Origin of the sequence: Metamycoplasma subdolum (assembly GCF_033546815.1) — a bacterium.
In the GTDB taxonomy this organism is placed as follows: Bacteria; Bacillota_I; Bacilli_A; order Mycoplasmatales; family Metamycoplasmataceae; genus Metamycoplasma; species Metamycoplasma subdolum.
On sequence record NZ_CP137846.1, the window covers coordinates 273048 to 293639 of the forward strand.

15 protein-coding genes are annotated in these 20592 nt (G+C 27.3%); 3 read left to right on the forward strand and 12 right to left on the reverse strand.

Going from position 1 to position 20592, the window contains the following annotated elements:
- Genes rnr through ruvA form a run of 7 tightly spaced genes read right to left on the reverse strand, consistent with a single transcriptional unit; the run spans position 1 to position 9578 of the window.
- Positions 1-2136, reverse strand: coding sequence for a ribonuclease R (rnr, locus tag R9C05_RS01200; protein WP_211320123.1), 2136 nt, complete (start codon positions 2134-2136; stop codon positions 1-3).
- A 16-nt stretch (positions 2137-2152) separates the two neighbouring features.
- Complete coding sequence (gene secG, locus R9C05_RS01205) at positions 2153-2407, reverse strand: preprotein translocase subunit SecG (protein ID WP_121940770.1); 255 nt, start codon at positions 2405-2407, stop codon at positions 2153-2155.
- Between the two features lie 14 nt (positions 2408-2421).
- A complete protein-coding gene (aspS, locus tag R9C05_RS01210; RefSeq protein ID WP_121940769.1) occupies positions 2422-4107 on the reverse strand; it encodes an aspartate--tRNA ligase in 1686 nt (561 codons plus the stop codon).
- 9 nt (positions 4108-4116) lie between these two features.
- The gene (gene hisS, locus R9C05_RS01215) at positions 4117-5376 is read right to left on the reverse strand and encodes a histidine--tRNA ligase (RefSeq protein WP_121940768.1); all 1260 of its coding nucleotides are present in this window, start codon (positions 5374-5376) and stop codon (positions 4117-4119) included.
- A gap of 16 nt (positions 5377-5392) precedes the next feature.
- Positions 5393-8008 (reverse strand): protein translocase subunit SecDF, encoded by a 2616-nt coding sequence (gene secDF / locus R9C05_RS01220; protein WP_121940767.1) that lies wholly within the window; start codon positions 8006-8008, stop codon positions 5393-5395.
- Positions 8009-8035: 27 nt separating this feature from the next.
- On the reverse strand, positions 8036-8983 hold the full coding sequence (ruvB, locus tag R9C05_RS01225) for a Holliday junction branch migration DNA helicase RuvB (protein ID WP_121940766.1): 948 nt from the start codon (positions 8981-8983) through the stop codon (positions 8036-8038).
- Positions 8967-9578 (reverse strand): Holliday junction branch migration protein RuvA, encoded by a 612-nt coding sequence (gene ruvA, locus R9C05_RS01230; protein WP_121940765.1) that lies wholly within the window; start codon positions 9576-9578, stop codon positions 8967-8969. Before ruvA ends, ruvB begins: the two co-directional genes overlap by 17 nt.
- Before the next feature lie 211 nt (positions 9579-9789).
- On the opposite strand from ruvA, the gene R9C05_RS01235 reads away from it, so the two are divergent.
- Together R9C05_RS01235 and R9C05_RS01240 are read left to right on the forward strand one after the other, a co-directional pair.
- Complete coding sequence (locus tag R9C05_RS01235) at positions 9790-10338, forward strand: inorganic diphosphatase (RefSeq protein WP_121940764.1); 549 nt, start codon at positions 9790-9792, stop codon at positions 10336-10338.
- Positions 10339-10525: 187 nt separating this feature from the next.
- Positions 10526-10876, forward strand: coding sequence for a hypothetical protein (locus tag R9C05_RS01240; protein WP_121940763.1), 351 nt, complete (start codon positions 10526-10528; stop codon positions 10874-10876).
- A 252-nt stretch (positions 10877-11128) separates the two neighbouring features.
- Here the strand turns inward: R9C05_RS01240 and R9C05_RS01245 are convergent, their stop codons facing one another.
- Genes R9C05_RS01245 through R9C05_RS01255 form a run of 3 tightly spaced genes read right to left on the reverse strand, consistent with a single transcriptional unit; the run spans position 11129 to position 15999 of the window.
- On the reverse strand, positions 11129-12706 hold the full coding sequence (locus R9C05_RS01245) for an RNA polymerase sigma factor (protein WP_121940762.1): 1578 nt from the start codon (positions 12704-12706) through the stop codon (positions 11129-11131).
- Positions 12707-12712: 6 nt separating this feature from the next.
- On the reverse strand, positions 12713-14614 hold the full coding sequence (gene dnaG, locus R9C05_RS01250) for a DNA primase (protein WP_121940761.1): 1902 nt from the start codon (positions 14612-14614) through the stop codon (positions 12713-12715).
- A gap of 8 nt (positions 14615-14622) precedes the next feature.
- Entirely contained in the window at positions 14623-15999 is a 1377-nt protein-coding gene (locus tag R9C05_RS01255) for a glycine--tRNA ligase (protein WP_277870183.1), read from the reverse strand.
- Positions 16000-16243: 244 nt separating this feature from the next.
- Between R9C05_RS01255 and ffh the strand changes: the two genes are divergently transcribed.
- On the forward strand, positions 16244-17572 hold the full coding sequence (gene ffh, locus R9C05_RS01260) for a signal recognition particle protein (protein ID WP_121940760.1): 1329 nt from the start codon (positions 16244-16246) through the stop codon (positions 17570-17572).
- 20 nt (positions 17573-17592) lie between these two features.
- On the opposite strand, the gene R9C05_RS01265 is transcribed toward ffh, so the two are convergent.
- Entirely contained in the window at positions 17593-19740 is a 2148-nt protein-coding gene (locus tag R9C05_RS01265) for a hypothetical protein (protein ID WP_121940759.1), read from the reverse strand.
- A 6-nt stretch (positions 19741-19746) separates the two neighbouring features.
- Positions 19747-20568, reverse strand: coding sequence for a ribosome biogenesis GTPase YlqF (gene ylqF, locus R9C05_RS01270; protein WP_121940758.1), 822 nt, complete (start codon positions 20566-20568; stop codon positions 19747-19749).
- Positions 20569-20592 lie beyond the last annotated feature (24 nt).

A 20592-nucleotide genomic window follows, 5' to 3' on the forward strand; every position in this document is an offset into this window, starting at 1 on the left:
TTAGGCTAACAATGCGTTTATTTTGCCTTTTTCAAGATCAACTGAATCTATTTTTATGTTATAAAAAGATCCAACTTTAATTTCAGTTTTATTGCCTTTTGCAAGAAAGTCATTGATTTTTACAATATTATCGCCTAAATTTTCAAACCTTGCTAAGGTTGAAACTTGATAAGGTTCAATGTTAAAAAAGATTCCAAATTTTTCAATTGAGGTTACTTGAGCATTAAAAGTTTTTCCAACAAATTGAGTAAAAAATTCTGATTTTTTGATATCAACAATATCTCTTTCCACTGAAACAGCAACGTTTTCTGATTCAGAATTTTGAATAGCAATTTTCTCAATTTTCTCTTTATATAAGTCATATTTCTCTTTATCAAATTTTTTGTTAAAGATAAATTCACGAATTAATCTATGTAAAAGTAAATCAGGGTATCTTCTAATTGGACTTGTAAAATGTGAATAAGATTTTGAGGCGAGTCCAAAGTGTCCAATGTTATCAGATGTATATTTTGCTTTTTGTTGAGTTCTTAAAAGCATCATTTTAACATACTCATCAAATCTTCTTGATTTTACATTTTCAACAACTTTTGAAAAACTCTTTGGATTTTTATCATATGGTACTTTTAAATCCTGCATTTTTAAAAAATCTAGAATGCCTTGTAAAATGCCAAGTTTTTCATCTGCTGGTGCATCGTGAACACGATAAATTGAAGGAAATTTGTTTTCTTCCATCATTTTGGCTACTGTTTCATTTGCTCTTACCATGAAATCTTCAATAAGTTTTTCGCTAATTCCTTCGCTTCTTGCGATAATGTCAACAACTTTGTCACCTTCCATAATCACTTTAGTTTCAGTTATTTCAAAGTCAATATATCCTTCTTCAAGCTTTCTTTTACGAATTATTTTTGAAAGTTCTAATGAAGTATCTAGCAAGGTTGAAATTTCTTGTGGAACATCTATTTTTTTATCATAATAATCGTTAACTTCATTATAAGTTAAACGGTAATCAGATTTAATTGATGAGGGATAAATTTTTACATCTTTATTATTTCCCAGTTTATCAATTTCGAGTTCTAATGTTAAACAATTTCTAACTACATCGGGATTTAAAGAACAAATTCCATTTGAAAGTTCAAAAGGAAGCATTGGGACAACTTTTGAAAGTAAGTAAATACTTGTTCCTCTTCTTAGAGCTTCTTCGTCAATTAAATCGTTTTCCTTAACATAATATGAAACATCAGCAATATGAATAAAGAGTTTAAAGTTTCCATTTTCTAGTTTATAGCATGAAATAGCATCATCAAAATCTTTTGTATCAAGTCCATCAATTGTTACTGTTAAAAGATTGATTAAATTCTTTCTTTGTTTAATTTCTTCGCCACTTACTTCTTTTGGAAGTTTTTTAGAAGCTTCAATTACTTCTTCACTAAACTCAGTTTCAACTCCGTTTGATGCAATTACTGATTTAGTTGGATAAAGTGGATCTTGTAAGTTTGAAACTAGCATATCAAATTTAATTAAAATTGCAGCATCGTTTGGTTCTAATACTTCAACGCGAATGATGTCATCGTTTTTTAAGTTTTTTAAGAACGCTTTGTTAACAAAAAAATAATTACCTTTATCTTTTTCGTTAAGAGGGTCAAAGAAAACTTTGTGTTCAAAACGTTGAATTTTTCCGATTATATATTTTTGATTATGTTTTTTAAGTTCCAAAGGTATTGCTTTGTATAAAGTTTGTCCTTCTTCACCTTTATAAGAAAAAATATCTACTTTTAGTAAATCTTTATTTAAAGCGTTTTTAATTAATGATGGCGGAATAAAAGCTGAAAGTTCTTCACCATTTTCATTTTTAAAGTCAATAAAGCCAAGTCTTTTGCTAGTAATAGCAATTTCAGCTTCAACTTGTTTGAGGAAGTTAATTGCTTGATAAAAATCGTTTCTATCAATTTCGATTTTTTTGTCTTTAATTAACTCTTTTATTATTAAAGTTAATTCTTTGTTTAAATAATGTGGAATTTTTAATGATTTAGCAAGTTTGATAAAGTTTACTTTGGAATTTGATGAAATAAAATTTAAAACCTCATCTTTTTGAAGCTTTAAATTTTTTTTAACCTTATTATCTCGAAAATTGTTCATCTGTACTATTTTATCCCTATTTAATATGTTGCATTACGACTCTTAAAACAATAGATAAGATAAATAGTAAAAGTCCCATAGTTAGCATTGAATATTTAAGGACTTTTTTAATGCCTCTTTCTTTTGAAACTTTGAAAAGATCCAAATCGCCGCTACCAACTAAAGCTCCGCTAAAACTGTTGTTGTCAGGAGCCATTAAAAAGGCAAGAAACATGATTCCTAGACCAAGAATCATTAAAATAACGATTATAGCAATTGCTCCGCCTGTCATATTTCCTCCTTAATTTATCTTTCTTCAATTAGTTTGATTGAGTATTCTTTTAATTGTTCTTCGCTTACATTTGAAGGTGATGCTGAAAGCAAGTCAATTCCTTTAGCATTTTTTGGAAATGCAATTACATCACGAATTGATGAAGAATTCGTTAAAATCATAAGCAGTCTTTCAAGCCCAAATGCAATTCCGTTATGTGGTGGAAGACCATAATCAAATGCTTTTAAAAAGAATGAAAATTTATCATGTTGTTCTTTTTCACTAATCCCAAGCACATCAAACATAAGTTTTTGAGTTTCAGCATCATGTATTCTAATTGAGCCTGAACCAAGTTCAAAGCCGTTTAATACTAAATCATAAGATTTGGCACGAACTTTTTCAAATTCACCTGTTTTTAAATATTTAAGCGTGTTTCTTTCAAATTGAGTAAATGGATGGTGAGCTGAAACATATTTATTTTCATTTTCATCAAATTCAAACATTGGTCAATTTACAATCCATAAAAAGTTTAATTGATTTGGATCAGCAATTTCAAAAATTTCATTTAAAAGTGTTCTAATTGCTCCTAATGATTTTAAAGCATTTTCTTCTTTGTTTGCTAAAGAAAAGACGCAAATTGGATCTTCAAGATTATCTTCTTCATATGCTTTTTGTAAAAGTTTTTCTTCAATTTCAGGTCCAAATTCTTTTAGTTCTTCTTTAGTTTTGATTAATAAAGTTTCACCGTTGTTTTTTCTAAATGTTTCATTAATTATTTGCATATGTTCTGCAACATCTCTATCAAAAAACATAACTTTTACATAATCTTTAACTAACATTTGGCATAATTCTTTAGAAAAATCATTAATTAAGAAGCCAAAACGAGTATCAGGTTTGTCATTTCCGTAACGTAACATTGCAGTTTCAAAATCCATTTCTGGAAAAGGAGTTTTTATTTTTCATCCAAGTGGTTCTAAAACTGTTTTTCAAAGTTTTTCACAAAGCTTAAATAATTCTTTTTGACCTCCAAATGACATCTCAATATCAAGTTGAGTAAATTCAGGTTGTCTATCTTTTCTTAAATCTTCATCCCTAAAAACGCGGGCGATTTGGAAATATCTTTCAACACCGGCCGCCATTAAAAGCTGTTTGTAAAGTTGAGGTGATTGTGGAAGAGCAAAGAATTTTCCTTTTCTTCTTGTCGGAACTAAATAATCACGTGCACCTTCGGGAGTTGATTTTGAAAGAATTGGAGTTTCAACTTCAATAAATCCTGCTTTATTAAAATAATTTCTTATTAAAAGGAAAAGTTTGTGACGAAGCTTAAGATTATCTAACATCTTTTCTTGACGCAAGTCTAGAAAACGATATTCAAGTCTTAAATCTTCATTTGCTGTATTTTCTCGGCTGATTTCAAATGGAATTTGATTTGATATGTTTAAAATTTCATATTGTAAAACATGAACTTCAATTTTTCCAGTTTTTAGTTGTTCGTTTTCTTCAATTCTTCTTTTTACTATACCCTTAACTTTAAGGCAACTTTCTTTAGTTAAAGATGGATCAGAAATTCCGTGCATTACAAGCTGAATAATTCCTGATGAATCACGTAAATCAATAAAATATTGATCTTTAAATTTTCTTTTATTGCTAATTCACCCATAAAGTTCAACAGTTTTATTAATGTCTTTTACTGAAAGACTAGTATTATATGTTTTTTTCATATTTTTTCCTTACTCCAATTTTTTAATCGCTTTTTCAAAATCTTTTAAGTCTTTTAAAACTAAAGTGACTTCATTTTCTTTTGTTTTTATTTTTATTTCATTTTCTTTAGAATTTAATTCTTTAAAAACTAAGTATTTTGGATTGAATTTATAAAACTTTTTGAAAAGTTCTTTTGTGCTTACTTTTTCAAAAAGTAATTTAACACGATATTTTTTACGTAAAAGATTGGTAATTTTTAAAATTTCATCTTTTTCTTCTTCATTCAAATAAGCAATTAGAATGTCAAGAGAATCATTTAATTCATCATATTTGTCAATTTGTCATTTGATTATTTCAATTAATCTTGCGTCGCCAAAAGCAAAACCAATTGAATCTAAGTTTGGGCCTTCAAAACTTTTAATCATTCCATCATAACGGCCGCCAGCTAAAATAGTTGATTGTGAGCCAAGTGCAGGTGATGTAGATACAAATTCAAAAACAATATCATTATAATAATCTAATCCTCTAACTAAATTTTTATTAATTGAGTATTTGATATTAAATTTATTTAGTAAATTTGTTAATTCATTGAACTCGTTTTTTTCTTGTTCAGTTAGAAATTCAAAAAGTTTTGGAGCATCTTTTACAAAGTCTTTTTGAATTTCTTCTTTATCATCTAGGATTCTTAAAACGTTTTTTTCAAGTCTTTGCTTTGAAATTTCTGATAATTTATCGCTATATTTTTCAAAATATTTTTTAAGTACATTTATGTATTTATTTCTGCTTTCAAATGAGCCTAAACTATTAATTTCCAGAACAAAATCATTAATTTGAAGTGATTTTATAAATTCATATGCCATTTGAATTATTTCAAAATTTGAAAGTGGAGATTTTTTGCAAATAAGTTCCGCTCCGCCTTGAACAAATTGTCTTGAACGACCTTTTTGTGGACGCTCATATCTAAACATAGGACCAAAATAATAAAATTTGCTATCTTCTAAGTTATTAATTTTATTTTCAACAAATGCTCTAATAACAGAAGCAGTTGCTTCAGGACGAAGTGCTACATCTCTTCCGCCATTATCTTTAAAGGTATACATTTCTTTAGTAACAATGTCACTAGTTTCACCAACTGAACGGACAAAAAGAGATTTTTCTTCAATAATTGGAGTGTCGATAAATTCAAAATCAAAGCTTTTTGCAATCGCAAAAAACTTTTCTTTAATATAGTTTAGAATTTTTGCATCAAGTCCATAGTAATCTTTTGTTCCTTTTAACTTATTAAACATTTAGCCCCCTTAAAAATTAAATTGAAAAGTCATTGATTCCAATAAATGATTGCTCTTCAACTTTTGGATTTGCTCAAAAGTTGGTATCAATTCTTTTTTGTTTAATTTTGTATTTTAATTCAATTAATTTCTTTCAAATTAATGGCATAAAGAATAAGTTTAAGATTGGAATTGCACCCAAAATAAATGCAGTTGCTGCGATTACAGTAATACTTAATGAAGTTATTAAGAATAGAGAAAGTGGAATTAGAGATAAGTAAATAAATAAGTTTGTAAATTCACGGCTAATTGTTTCTCTACTATAAGTTAAGAAAATTTCTTTGATTTTCTCTTTTGGATAAATGTAATTTATAGTATTTAAGTCTTTTCTAAATTCTTCTTTTACTCTGGAAGCTTGAATAGCACTGTCAATAATTACAAACATTGTTCCAAACATAATCGTGTCAATTAAAGTTGGACTAATGCTTGATCTAATAATTATTAGCATTAAGAACATAATAATAATTGCAAGAATTTCTTTAATTCAAAGAATTAGAACTGAAGAAAGTGAGTATCTAATTCATAAGTAAATTGAACTCAAAGCAAGTGCTGAAGAAATTATTGCAGCTGTTAAGCCGATATTTATTTTTAATGAAACAGGACTTGTGACATTCGCTATTATGTTGGCTTCGCCAAGTAAAGGTGTTACAAGTTTTAGTTTATCAATTTCACTTGCAATTTCAACTTTTGAACTCAAGATAATGCTGTAACTTTCTTTGGTTATACTTGTTAAAATTGGAGTTATCTTTACATTATCTAATATTCCTAAAGAAGTAATAATGTTGTTGGCATCATCAATGCTAAAATAAGTTCCTTCTTTTGGAGCAATTATGTAAACAAAATTTTTGCTTAATTCATCACTTAGTGAAATGCTATTTGCAAATGATTTATTAATTCCGGCAAAACTAAAGAAAACAATTAATGCTGCTAAACCTAAAATTGCTAAAGCAATGTAGAAAAATCTTGATTTGGTTATTAAATCTAACTTAGAGAGTTTTTTATTAAAGTTTGGCCTTCACCAAATTAATAAATAACCTTTTGAGTCAAAAGCTTCTGTTTTTACAAAACTTCGCATCAGTAGCGACTGAATAATTATTCCTAATAAAAACATAATTAATAATGCACTAAAGAAAAGCATTCCAGTTATTTTTGAATATGAAACACCAATATAAATTGCACTAATTGAAGAAAGAATTAAGGCAGCGATAGCATCCAGGGATGAAATAACTGTAGTTTTCAAAGTTTTATTTACGGCTTTGGTTGCATTAGCCCCTTCGTTTTTCTCTTTTTTAAATGTGTCAAGTTGATTGTGAACTAAATCAAATGACATTACAAAAACTAACATTAATACTAAGGCAATGATTGGACTAACATGAATTGTAAAGGCTGTGGTGAATACTAATAATATAAATAGTAAGAACGCCAATGTCACCGCTGCCACAATTCCAAAAATTCTATATCTTAAAACCAAAAATACTGCAAACATTGCATATAAAGTGCCGAGCACAATTAGATATTTATTAGTTGCTTTTGAAGATGTTGTTTGATAGTAAGTGTATTGTTCTTTTAATTCAAAAGGTGCCATTGAATAATTTATGGCATTTGCAAGTTCTTTATCTGTGTATCCATTTTTGTTGCTATTAATTATATAGATAGAAGAGTCGTTAACATTTTGAGTTCTAATTGCATTAGGATTTGCATAACTAATTAAATATTTCTCAGCATTAATTTGATTAGTTTTTAAAACAAGGTCAACTTTTTCAGTTCCGGCAGCAGGATTTGCAGGATCTTTAGGCTTAGTTCCGTCAGCATTGTTTCCTACAAAGGCAAAATTAACAGGGTTTCTGCCTGCTTTTTCCCATTCTTCAGGAAATAATGTTTCAGCTTTTTTAACAAAATCTTTTAAATTAATTCAAATGTAAGTGTTTAAAGCACGTGGTTCTCAATTAAAAAATTTGCTATATTGAGGGTTTAAAACAGTTGAATAATCAATGAATTCACTTCAGCCATCATCAGTGAAGGTTAAAGTTACTCTTCCTGAAATTCCTTGCTTATTAAAGCTTGAAGCAGGATTTTCAACAAGATCAGGTAAAAAATCTGAACTTTCGCCTTTCATAAAATCATCTAATGTTTTATGATCTGGATTAAACATTGAAGGAATGTTATATTTTCCTTTGAAAAAAATTGGATCACCTTTATCATCAGTGAAAGTTATATGTGGTTTATTAACTATTGAATTAATAAACTCATTTTTTTCTTGATCGGTTTTGTCCACTAAATTAATGATGTCAATAGTTTTTTCACCGCTTAATTTAATGTCATACGATGCTAACTGGTGAGCATTTTCTAGATAATTTTTTGTTTTTGATAGAACAGTATTTGCATTTGGCAATTTTTGATTTTTTAAGTTTTTATTTTCGGTTTCAACAATTTTTAGAGAAGTTCTTAAACTTTCAATATTTGAAGTTGAAGATTGTAGTTTTGGTTTTAAATAAAATATTGAACCGAAAATAATTACTAATAGCATAGCTATAATCGCAAAAATATTAATAAATCATCTAAATTTGTTACTTATAAGCTTGGTTTTTTTCATAATGTTTAATTATATAATAAATTTATTTTAAATATTAAGGTTATTTATATATTTAATGCCCTCTTGGGTTATCCTTCTTCCTCGTGGTGATTTTTCAATTAATTTATAAACAAGTAAAGTTGGCTCAATTTCATTGACAATCGTGTAGCGATCATCTTTGGCAATTGAAGCTAGTGCATCAAGAGATGCAAATTTATTTGTAAAAACATCTTTTAGAACTTTTAAATATTCAATTTGTGCTGAGATTAACCCAAATTTATAAACGCCAATAAAATTAAAGGCTTTATGCACTAATTTTTTAGTAACTATTTCTTTATCATCATAGACTGCAAAATCATAAACACGACTTAGTAAAATATTAGCAACTCTTGGCGTTTGCCTTGCATGCTGACTAATTAATTTAATCGCATCTTCTTCAATATTTATTCGGTTTCTTTTAGCTGAATTTTTGACAACTTTTTCAATTTCTTCATCTGAATAAGGATTAAGTTTTGCAATAAAACCAAATCTATCTTTTAATGGTTTTGAAAGCAAATTAAACTTAGTAGTTGCTCCTATTAATGAAAAATTTTTAAGTTGCATTCGCATAATGCGTTTATCGCCATCAACTCCAATTGGAATGTCTATGACATTATCTTCCATTGCTGAATAAAGAAGTTCCTCTAAATTTTTATTAATTCCATGAATTTCATCAATAAAAATGATGTCATTTTCTTTTATTGAAGAAAGCAAGGTCAAAAGATCGCTTTTTTTCTCAAGCAAAGGACCTTGTGCATAAATTATGTTTCTTTTTGTTTCACTTGCAATAATTTTTGCAAGAGAAGTCTTTCCAAGGCCTGGCGGACCGTAAAAAAGTAAATGATCAATTGGGCGTAAGTTTTTATCTGCACTTTTAATCATTACTTTTAAGGTTTTGCAAATTTTTTCTTGTCCAACAAAGTCTTTGAAAGATGTAACTCTAAACTCTGATTTCATTTTGATGTTGACTAATTAAATTAATTGCATCTTCAACACATTTTTCAACATTATCATTGATTACAATATGATCCATTGCATATTTAATTTGTTTATGTTTAAATCCAAGCATTTTCATTGTTTCTTCAAATTTATTAATTGCTTCATTAACTTTGCTTGAAGCTTTAATTTTTAATGCATCTTCATCGTTCAGTTTAGCTAAGAATTTTGCATACTTATCTTTGTAAGCAAAAACTATTGCATTAGCAACACGTGAAGAAACATATGGAATTTTGCCAAGGCTTTCAAAGTCACCATTTGCAATTAAACTAATAATATATTCTCACCCTTCATTTAAAATAGAAATTGCTGTTTTAGGTCCAACTCCTTGTAAACTAATTAAATCTTCAAAGACAACCAATTCCTTAAAGTTCTCAAATCCATAAGTCACTTTTGAGTACTCATTATCAATGTTTGAAATGAAAATTTTTCTGCTTTCTTCTCTTTTAAATCTATCAATTTTTGGTACATATATCAATTCTCCTTCCCCGTTATGATCTAAAATTAAATAATTTGTATTTACATGCATAATTTTTCCGTATTTGTAAATAATCATTTTTCCTCCTTAATTTCATTGTGAATATGTTTTTCAACTTTTTGTTAAATTTGAGAAAACTTCGTGAAAACTTTAGGAAAACTTTGAGAAAAATACAGGAAAAGTAAAATTTTGAAAGTTGTATCATTTTTCCACAACTTTCAAACTCAAATTTAAGCCATAGCATACTTTTTATTGAGTTTTTTTACCCTCCTTTTGCTAAAATTAAAATATGAAAAATATAGAAGTTAACATAGAAATTAGCAAAGGGTCAAACATTAAATATGAATATGACCGTGCAACAGGAAAAATTAAAGTAGATAGAATTTTGAGAGGAGAATACAAATATCCAGCAAATTATGGATATATTCAAGAAGCTTTAGATTGAGATGGAGATGAACTTGATGTTTTAGTTTATTCACCAGAAACCTTTATTCCAGGAGTTAGTTTAAACGCTAGAGTAATAGGAGCTATGAAAATGATTGATTCGGGCGAAACTGATACCAAATTAATTGCAGTTCATGCAGATGATGCAAGACTTGAAAATATTAAAAGCTTAGCTGATGTTGATAAAATGTGATTAAAAAGTATTGAAGTTTTCTTTTCAACTTATAAAGCATATAAAGGTGAAAATGTAACTAAAGTAACTGGCTTTGAAGATATTAAATGAGCTGAAAAAGAATACCTTGAATGTGTTAATTTAATGAATAAATATGGCAAAATGGATAAGAAAGATTTTGTCAAAAAGATGCAAAAAGAACACCCTGAAAAATACGTTTAATTTACTAAAAATTAAAAAAGAACAAAAAATTCCTTCAATGAGGAATTTTTTTTGTTTCACTATTTTTCTATTATATTTTTGAACGCAAAAATATAAGTCGGATTTTTAAAAAACTACTTTGAACAAGTAGATTTTTAAAAAAAGTAAAATTGAATTACCTTTAAAAAAAATAACCAAGGAGGATAATATGAATCTTCGGACAAAGTTGAATTTTGTCATCAAATGATACCAAATTAGAAAATTAATTGATGAGTTAAAAGAGATTGCGGAAAAAATTAAAAAGATTCCAAATAAAAACGATCCTTTTTATGAAATAGATATACTAAGAGAACTTAGAGTAAAAACTTTTGAAGAAATAATCAAAAAATTGAAATCTAAGTTGAGTGAAGATGAACTTATTATATATGTAAACATTTTCGAAAAATTTGTAAATATAAATAATACAAAATGATATGAGAAGTACTTCACAAGAGCTAGTTATTACCGCAAATTGCCTGGACTTTTAAGCAAGATTTTCTACTATGTTATCTCAACTTAATGAAGAAAAATAAAAAAAAGAGGAAGTTAGTCATCTAGTTGGCTAACTTCTTCTATTTCTTATAACTGACAAGCTTCTAAACTCTCGCTTAGAATACAACCTCGAGGTTGATAAACAACTGAGATTGCAATTTAATTATAACAAACGAAAAAATTTTTTTTAATATTTTCTTAAAATTTATTAAAAATACAAAATTTTTATCCATATTTTTCTAATTTTTTATTGATTTTAAGAATAAATTTGGAAATTGCCCTATTCTGATGAAAAATTGTTTTCATGATATGCTTTCAACTTTTCTCTACGTTTTGGATGCTTCAATTTACGTAAAATTTTAGTTTCCATTTGTCTTACTTTTTCTTTGGAAATGCCAAGTTCTTCAGCAAGCTCTTCCAATTTGTGTTCATGATATGGATTACCGTTTTCATCAGTTCCTACACCAAATCGTTTTTGAATTAAAGTTTTATCATCTGGATCAAGTTTTTCCAACATCTCATGTAAAATAGTGCTTAGTTCTTCTTTTGAAGCAAAATCAGTAGGATTTATTACTGATTCATCTTTTACGAAGTCTGAAAATGATGAGTTTTCTTCTTTGCCAATACTTTTATCAAGTGAAATTGGATCAATATTAATTTTTCTTATATATCTAACTTTTTCGGCAGTAAAATCTTGACCGTATTTTTTAGCAATTTCTTCATAAGTTGGTGCGTAGCCGTTTTCTTGTTGAAGTTCTCTTTCAATTTTCAAGATTTTATTGATTGTTTCAACCATGTGAACTGGTACTCTTATAGTTCTTGCTTGATCTGCCACTGCACGAGTAATTGCTTGGCGAATTCATCAAGTAGCATATGTTGAGAATTTAAAGCCTTTTTTGTAATCATACTTAGAAACAGCCTTCATAATTCCAGAGTTTCCTTCACTAATTAAGTCAATAAAGCTTAAACCTCTGTTTTTGTAACGTTTAGCATTATTAATAACTAACCTTAAATTTCTTTTAACAAGCATATCGCGCGCTCTTTTAAATTTATAGTAATTATTACTATTTTGGGCTTCTTCCATCTTAACAGCGAGTTCTTTTTCTTCTTTAGGGGTTAAAAGTTTTCCGTATTTACCGATTCATCTCATATATCATTTAACAATGTCATTAGTTTCGGTAAGTTTATTGCCTAAACGCCCTTCATCTTTAGAACCACGATTTGGATCATCTAATTTAATTTCAAAAGTATCATAATTTTTCAAAAGCGAGTCAGCATTGAATTCATATTCATCATCTGACATATCAACATCTTCTTCATCTTCATCATCATCTTTTGTAGAAATATAAAGTGAATCATCTGTTTTTTCTAAATCATCATCGTCTTTTTTTCTAATTGAAGAATCATCATACTCTTCATCAATGTTTAATTCTTCATCGTCGTCTTCAACATCTTCTAAACTACTTTCATCAAATAGTTCATCGTCATCTGGTTCGGAAAGTTTAAAATCTTCATCATCTTCAAATTCATCAAATGAAGGCGCTTTATCTTTCTTGACAGGTTTTTTTGTTGATTTCGCTTTTTTTACTGAATCAATAAAGTCAGTTTCTTCAATATCGTCTTCATCGCCAAAATCAACTTCATTAATTAAAATATTTTTATTTAATAATTCTTCAAAAAGTAAATCAATAACTTTTTCATCTTCCATAAATAATTTTTGTTTTTCTAAAATGGCAAAAACTTCTTCTTGATTGAATGCTACCTTTTTAGGATTTTTCTTTTTAGCTTTTTCAAGCTCTTTTTGAATTGACTTTACTACTAAATCAATTGATTTTTTTATTTCATTTTCTGTGCTCATATTAACCTACTTTTTTGTTCCTAAAATTTTTTCAGCAGTTAAGTGTTCTTTTTGATTTTCAACAACTTCATTTTCTGCGTTTAGCGATCTAAGATGATCTTGAATTTTCGCTTCATTTATCGTTTCAATATTAAAAGAAATTTCTTCAAGTGCTTTGAGATAATTTTCTTTAGTTGCTTTTGTTATTTTAGCTTCTTCAATCTTATGTTTCAGTTCATCTTTATTGTTTAATTTGAAATTATTATCGATTACAAACATCAATAGTTCTCTACGCCTTTCTTCAAAATCACGTAACTTCACTTGTGACAACATATCTTTATATTTTTCAGCTAAAAGCGGTTCTCTTAGAAAGGTTAGAATAAGTTGAGAAATGATTTTGTTTCTTCCAAATTGTCTTATATTCTTGTTACTAAATTTTGAATCTTTTTTCTTAAAATCTAGATCTTCAATTGAAACAAAACCAGTAAAGCCTTTTTCAATTGGAGGTGGTGAAAAAATAGAGTCATCAAAATCGAAATTGTTCATAAATGAAGGAGTTTTTGGGAAATCAGCACCTTCTTTTTTATTGAATCTATTAATAATTTGTTTGAATGAAGGATCACTTGGAAAGTTAGGTACTAAAAATTCACTTTCAAAGCTTCTATAAGTTTCTTCAGAAAGATAATTTTGTTTTAAAACTCTATCTTTAAAAAGTGCTCTTTCTTGATTTGTTAAATAGTATAAATACTCAAACATTTCTTGATAATTTTTTGTTCTTTGTTTTGCCAAAAGATTTTCAGATCCAATTATATATTCTTTAAAAAGATATTCGCTTGCATCTATTTTTGCACCAAGAATTTTGGTTAAAGTTTTACCTTCATCAATATTAAAAATTTCATCAGCGTCTTTAGTTAAATTATTAACAATTAAGTTAACTTTTAAATTAAATTTGCCAGCAAAAAATAATATCATTTTTAAATTCTTTTTGGTTGCAATTTTACCTGCTTCATCACTATCAAAAAATAAATTTATTTGACAATTTTTGAATAATTCAAGATGCTCTTCTGTGAATGCAGTTCCCATAATCGCAACTACATTTTTAATACCAACTTTATGTAAAGCAATGCAATCAAATTGGCCTTCTACAAGATATACTTCTTTGCTATCATTAATGAAAGGTTTTGCCTTAAAATAATTGAATAAAACTGATCCTTTTTTGAACACTGATGTTTCAGAACTATTTAAATATTTTGAGGTACTTTTTCCGGAAATATCTCTTCCAGAAAATGCAACAACATGTCCGTCTTTGTCCTTTATAGGAAACATCAATCTATCAACAAAAAAGTTGCCGGTGATATCTTTTGATGAAGTTAAACTTGATTTTAAAATATCTAAATCTGTGTAACTTTTTTGTTTTAAAAAATTATAAATTGACTCATCTTTTGGTGCAAAACCAAGTTCAAATTCTTTGATAAGTTCATGAGTGAGTTTTCTTTTTTCTAAAAACTTTTTAAGTTCATCGTTATTAATTTTTGCACTTATCATATGATATTGGAAAAACGTGTGAGCATCATTTTCAATATCAATAATTTGAAGTTGATCTTCAGTTAATTTGCTCCCTTTATCATATCTTTGTAAATAATTTGAGGCATCAACTCCAACTTTTTCAGCAAGATATTTTAAAGCTTCAATAGGTGTAATTTTTTTATAAAGTTCAATAAATTTAATTACGCTTCCACTCTTTTTGCAACCAAAACATGAGAATATATTTTTTTCTGGGCTTACTGTGAATGATGGAGTTTTTTCGCCATGAAAAGGGCATAAACCTAAATAGTTTTTCCCTCTTTTTTGCATTTGTACAAATTCAGAAATAACTGACACTATGTCAGTTTTTTCCAAAACTAAAGTTCAAACGTTTTTCTGTTCCATCTATTTACTTACTTTCTAAAATTTTCAAAATATGTTTTTAAATCGTTAATTGGGATACGTTTTTGTTCCATGCTGTCTCTTTCACGCACGGTGACAGTTTTATTTTCTAAAGTTTCAAAATCTACTGTGATTGCAAATTTAGTTCCAATTGCATCTTGCCTTCTATATCTTTTGCCAATTGAACCGGTTTCATCATAAATTAATCTCAAATCTGTTGTTTGTAAAAGAGAATCGTAGATTTCCAAAGCTTCTTTGTTAAGTTTTTTCATTAATGGAAAAACTGCAACTTGATATGGTGAAATATTAAAATCTAGTTTTAAAACAATTCTGATATCATCTTTTGCAATTTCTTCTTCATTGTAAGCATCAATTAAAAGTGCTAAAAGCAGACGATCTAAACCAATTGAAGGTTCAATGCAATAAGGAATAACTTTACTTCCATCTTCTAAAAGATAATCAAGTTCAGTGTTTGAAAATTTTGAATGTTGAGTTAAATCGTAATTACCACGATTTGCAATTCCTAAAAGTTCGCCTCAACCAAAAGGAAATAAATATTCAATATCGCTTGTTCCCTTTGAGTAATGGCTTAGTTCTTCTTTTTCATGAGGTCTAATTCTAATATTTTCTTTTTTAAGACCTAAAAATTTAACAAAATCAGCACATTTTTTGATTCAGTATTTATAAAATTTGTCGCTTTCTTTTTCTAAACAGAAAAATTCAAGTTCCATTTGTTCAAATTCTCTTGTTCTAAAAATAAAATCACGTGGAGTAATTTCATTACGAAAACTTTTACCAATTTGCCCAATTCCAAAAGGAAGTTTTGCCCTTGTAGTTCTTGCTACATTTTTAAAGTTTACAAAAATTCCTTGTGCAGTTTCAGGACGTAAAAACGTATGACTTGCTTGTGTATCAATGGCTCCCATTTGAGTTTTAAACATTAAATTGAATGGTCTAATTTCGCCTCAATTAGTTTTGCTGCCGTCATATTCTTTAACTTTTTCTTTAATAATTTTTTCAAGTTCAGAAAGAGTGGATTTTTCAACATTAACTTCTGGAAACAAATCTTTAACGATATGATCCGCACGATAACGTTTTTGATTAACTTTATTTTCAATTAAAAAATCTGAAAAGTTGTCAACATGACCACTCGCTTTTCAAACATTAGGATTCATAATAATTTTTGAATCAATTTGAAAATTCTTTTCGCGAGTTATGAAATCTCTAATCCAGTATTTTTTAATTTGGCTCATGATGTTGCAAGCCAAAGGTCCATAATCTCAAGTGTTGATTACACCACCATAAATCTCTGAGTTTTGATAAACAAAGCCTTGAGTTTTTAAATGATTGATTATTGTTTGAATATTTTTTTTCTGATTTTTAGACACAGGCAAACTCCTCAAAAAATCACTATCTTGTTAATAAATGATTATTTTATCACAAATTTATTAAAAGATTTAAATTTTTATAAATAAATTTAAGAATGTCTAAAAATCAATAATTTTAATTAGTTTTTTTACAAAAAATAACTTTATAAAAGCAAATTTTTGACTTTTTTGAACAAAAAAATCATATAAAATTTTGCTTAAAATTGCCTTTTCATTTTTCTAAGTAATTATGTATAATTAAAATATGTTAGATTTTATACAAAAAAGAATGCAAAGATCAATGGAGAAAATTAATAAAAAAATCTCCATTACTGAAGAAGATATTTTAGAAGTTTTAAGAGAAGTAAAGTTAGCTTTATTAGAAGCTGACGTTAATTTAGAAGTTGTTAGAACTTTTACAAAACAAGTAAAAGAAAAAGCCTTAAGTTCACAAATTATTGGAAAACTTAATCAATCACAAACATTTCTTAAAATTTTCAAAGATGAACTTACTAATATTCTTGGTAAGAAAACTCTTGATATTAAACTTAAAAATATTCCAACAAAAATCATGATGGTTGGACTTCAAGGGTCAGGTAAAACTACAACCGCGGCAAAGTTGACTACATATTTTAAAAAGAAAAAACTATGTCAAAATCCACTTTTGGTTGGAGTTGACGTTTATAGGCCTGCCGCACGTGAACAATTAGAACAACTTGCAAAGCAAACTCAAACTCAGTTTTATTCAGAAACTCACAACGATCCTATAAAAATTGCAAAAAATGCAGTTGAAAAAGCTTATCAAAATAAAAATGATTTAATTATTATTGACACTGCGGGTCGTCTTTCAATTGATGAAGCATTAATGCAAGAAATTAAAAACATTAAAAAAACAATTCACCCAGATTACATTTTATTAGTTGTAGATGCACTTTCAGGTCAAGATGTAATTAATGTTGCTAAAACTTTCCATGAAGAAGTTGAACTTGATGGAACAATTATTACCAAACTTGATTCAGATGCTCGTGGTGGTGCTGCACTTTCAATTGCTCATATTCTTCAAGTTCCAATTTGCTTTATTGGGGTTGGTGAAAAAATTAGCGGTCTTGAAGTTTTCCATCCTGATAGAATGGCAGATAGAATTTTGGGAATGGGTGACATGATGTCACTTATTGAAAAAGCCAAAGATGAAGTTGATGAAAAACTTATGAAAAAAATTGGCTACAAAATGCTTACTGGAAAATTTGATTTAGATGATTTAATGAATAGTTTAGAACAAATAAAAAAGCTTGGAAAAATGCGTGGAATTTTAAAAATGATTCCAGGTTTGGCCAACAAAATTGACGATGAAAAAATTGAAGAAAGTGAAAAGAAATTCAAAATTTATACTGTGTTAATTAATTCAATGACACAACAAGAAAAAAAGAGCCCTAAACTTCTAAAAAACGCCTCTAGAAAAGAAAGAATTCTAAAAGGAAGCGGAAGAAGTGCTCACGAATATAATTTACTAGTTGCTGACTTTGAAAGAATGTCAAAACAAATGAAAGAAGTTTCAGACGGCAAGCTAAAAATTGATCCAAAAATGTTTAGTTAAAAAAAGGCCTTGCGGCTTTTTTATATTTTATTTTCACGAATTATTCATTTAATTTTTAAAATTTTACGATAGATTTTAAATGTTACAAAAAATATGTCTCTGAAGTCAACAAAGCTTTTTCATGAAAAGATTTTTTTGATTGGTTTTTTATTTAGAAGAACATCATAAAGATTTATTTTTTGTACTTTTTTAAGAAGTTTATTAAATGTTCTATTTAAATAAGCGGGGTTTTCTTTCAATGAGTAAAATATTGATTCAATAGTATTTCTTAAAGATTTGCTGACTTTTTCATCCAAATTTTTAAGTCTAACTAAACTAGTTATATTTTCAATAATAAAATCAATAGTTTGATTCATGTTTTCTGAATTAATTAATTCCAAAAATAGTTTGTCAAAAAGATAAATGATATTGTATTTATTTTTGGCAATTCAGTGTTTTCAGAGCTCGTCAAATGACTTTAGTTTTGCATATCCATATGAATAAGTTGTAATTGAATCAACTATAAAATTTGCAAGTTCCTTAAATGTTTCCATGTTGGCAACAAATGTTTTGATTTTTAAATATTTTTGATTGATTTTTAAGTCAAACATAAATTCAAGAATGTCAGTAGTAGTTGCATCTTTTATAAATTTATCAATAATATTCTTAATAATGTCTTTATTATCTTGAATAACTTTTGCATTAAAAAGTTGTTTAAAAACATCATAAGTTAAACTTTGCCTTGATTTAACAAGATCTATAAAAGTAGATCTAAAAAGTTGCAAATCAAGTTTTTTACCTCTATGGATTTCATCAATTATGGTTCTTTGCCATAAAAAAGTAAATTTTTCCAGCTTTCCATTTTTAAAAAAGCTTATAAAAAATTCTTTTGCATTTTTTTCATCATTCAAGAATTTATAAACCTCATTTAATGATGGATATTTAGTTCTTTTCCTTAAAAATTTTGAGGACTTAAATCCTTCAATTATTACTTGAACATTCTCTTTAGAATATCAAATAAAAGATTCTAAAAAGGGAAGTATAGATAAATATGGAGATTTTAAGTCAACCAAAGCATGCTCAATATTGCTTATTGTTAAAAGATTATTGTTTTTGTTTACACCAAAAATTTCTTTAAAAATTTGTTGTGGTGCTTTATTTAAATTAAATATCTTTTTATTTGTTGATTGACTAAGCCAGTAATTAATATTTTCAATATGATTTTTTATAAAAGTTTTGTCTTTAAAAAGTTCATTTAATTCATCCGAATTTAAAGTTAATTTTGTAAACAAATCGAAGGCAACTTTTTTATAACCGTTTTCAGTCGGCCAAATTGAGAAAATGTTTTCTGCTAAAAAAGTAATATGATTTTTTCAAAAAATTTCGTCGCAAACATTAACAAAATTTACTTCATTAATTTGTTTTGATGCTTTGTTTAATGACATGTTTAACTTTGATAAAAAGTAGTCAATAATGGTTTTGTTTTCTTCTTCATAAATTGGAAAAAAACTATTGAAAATATCATCAAAATATATCAAAGGTTTTACGTAAGAAACCAATACAATTTTTGCTGAAGTTATTGAACGCAATTTTTTTAAAAAATTACTTAAGTCAAGAGTTAATTTAGAAAAAAGTGTGTCAAGATTTTTAACAATCTCAACTCAACCTTCTTTTTCTTTATTCCCACTTTCAATGTATTGTCTAAATCTATCATATGGAAGATTAAAAATTAAATCATTAAATCCTAAACTTACAGTAATAAAATTAGCCTCTTTTATTTTTTCACTAACAACTTTGAAATCATCATTTTCAACATTTCAGTTTTTAAAATATGAAGTAAAAAAGTTTTTGAATGGGTTCAAACTATTTCAGTCCAGTGCTTGAATAAAATCAAGTTTTTCTGATTGATTTAATAACATTTTATGATTATTTTCAATTAAAGAATCTCAAAATTTTACGTTGCTTGTACACATTGAAAAGTTGTCAAAGCTTTCAAGTTCAAGGTCAGTTTGGTTTTGAATAAGTGATGCTAAAAATGAGGGATAACCAAGTCCAACAACTCTTCCTTCAACAGTTTTTTTACCGTTTGCAAAAAACCCAAATTTAGTATTATACCCTGCAGAAAAATCGTCGCCAATAGCAACATATTTGATTTTTTTTGGTTTTGAATTTGTTTCTAATTTTTCCATATCTACCTAATCATAAATGACGTTAGTTAAATTGCTAAAATAATTGATGAGATTATTTGCAGATTTATTAAAATCTAACTCATTCCCTTTTAATAAAAAGTTTGAATTTTTAGCGTGTTCGTAAATTTGCTCATATATTTCTTCTTCAGAAAATGAAGGTTTTAATTTTATTTCTTCAATTTTTTCTGGGAAATATTTTGAAACAACTTTATAAATTTCTACAATAAATTCATTTAGTGAAATTGCATCTTTGCTAATTGAACCAACTAAGGCAAGTTTTGGCCCAATATCACCTTCTATTTTTGGCATAAGAAGTCCCGGCGTATCTAAAAGCATGTAATTTTTGCAGTTTATTCATTGTTCACTTCTAGTAACTCCTGCCATTGCTCCAACTTTTGCAACTTTAGATTTTTTAAGTAAATTTATTAAAGTTGATTTTCCAACATTTGGCATTCCTACAACAACGCATTTTAAAGGTGGAGTAAGTTTGTTTTTTAAATCATTTCTCTTTTTTGATTCTAAATAGTATTTATTAATTATTGAATTTATTTTGGCAAATGCATCCTTAGATTTTAAATTAGTAAGAATTACTTCGCCTTTTTCTTTATATTGATTTGTTATTTGTTTAAGTCTTGTTAAATTAGTTAAATCAATCTTGTTGAAAATGAATAAAATCTTTTTATTTTTTGCAATTTCAAAAATTTCAGGATTAAAAGAAGAAAGGGGAAGACGAGAATCTAACAAAATTATAAAAAGATCAAAAAGTTTTTGCTTTTCTTTTAATAGTCTAAATTGTTTGGCCATATGGCCCGGAAATCAATTTATCATTTCTTCTCCTTTCTTTAATTAAAT